General features: G+C 67.4%; 2 protein-coding genes. Both read right to left on the reverse strand.

Going from position 1 to position 935, the window contains the following annotated elements; genetic code table 11:
• A partial coding sequence (panC, locus tag EOA85_RS36100) for a pantoate--beta-alanine ligase (RefSeq protein WP_127212793.1) occupies positions 1 to 750 on the reverse strand: 750 nt, incomplete at its 3' end.
• On the reverse strand, positions 747 to 935 hold a 189-nt coding region (locus tag EOA85_RS36105), incomplete at its 5' end, for a 3-methyl-2-oxobutanoate hydroxymethyltransferase (protein WP_206523497.1). The genes panC and EOA85_RS36105, both read right to left, overlap by 4 nt.

The raw sequence follows: 935 nt of genomic DNA on the forward strand, positions 1-935 counted from the left end.
GTCCTCCTCGGCCCGCAGCTCGAGATACTCGATCCGGGCAAAGCCTGCCGCGGCAATCGCCGCCCGCGCCTCGTCGAGCGTCGCGTCGACCGGCGCTCGGCCGGCGATGCGCGCGGCCGCCTCGAACAGTATTTCGGCGAGCTTCGGCGCGACCTGCCGCTCCGACGGCGACAAGCGCACGTTGCGCGACGACATCGCCAGGCTGTCCTCTTCGCGCACGGTCGGGCAGGCGACGATATCGATCGGAATATCGAGGTCGCGGGCGAGCCGGCGCACGACGTGCAATTGCTGGAAATCCTTTTCGCCAAAGAAGGCGAGATCGGCGCCCGTCTGCAGGAAGAGTTTTGCCACGACCGTCGCCACGCCGTCGAAATGCCCCGGCCGGAACGCGCCGCACAGGCCCTCGCTCACCCCGCCCACCGAAACCGTGGTGGCAAAACCGTCCGGATACATTTCCGCGCCGTCCGGCACGTAGAGGATGTGGGCGCCGAGCGGCGCCAGCTTGGTGGCGTCCTCATGCTCGGTGCGCGGATAGGCGGCGAGATCGGCGGCGCTGTTGAACTGCTTCGGATTGACGAAGAGCGTCACGATCACCCGGTCGGCGCGTTCCAACGCGGCGCGCACCAGGCTGAGATGGCCTTCATGCAGGGTGCCCATGGTCGGCACCACGGCGACCTTGAGGCCTTCGCTGCGCCATGCGGCCTCGGTCCTGCGAAGTTCGGCGACGGTGCGGACGATCGATATGCTCATGCGGCTTCTCCTGCACTGAGGGATTTTGGTGCATCGCCAAACACGTGCTCGGCGGCCGGAAAGCGGCGCTCGCGCACCTCCTGTGCGTAAGCCGCGATCGCCGCCTCAGCAGCCTCGCCGAGCTCGGCATAGCGCTTGACGAATTTCGGCCGGAAGTCGCCAAACAGGCCCAGCATGTCGTCGAC

The organism is Mesorhizobium sp. M5C.F.Ca.IN.020.29.1.1 (assembly GCF_003997375.1).
GTDB lineage: Bacteria > Pseudomonadota > Alphaproteobacteria > Rhizobiales > Rhizobiaceae > Mesorhizobium > Mesorhizobium wenxiniae.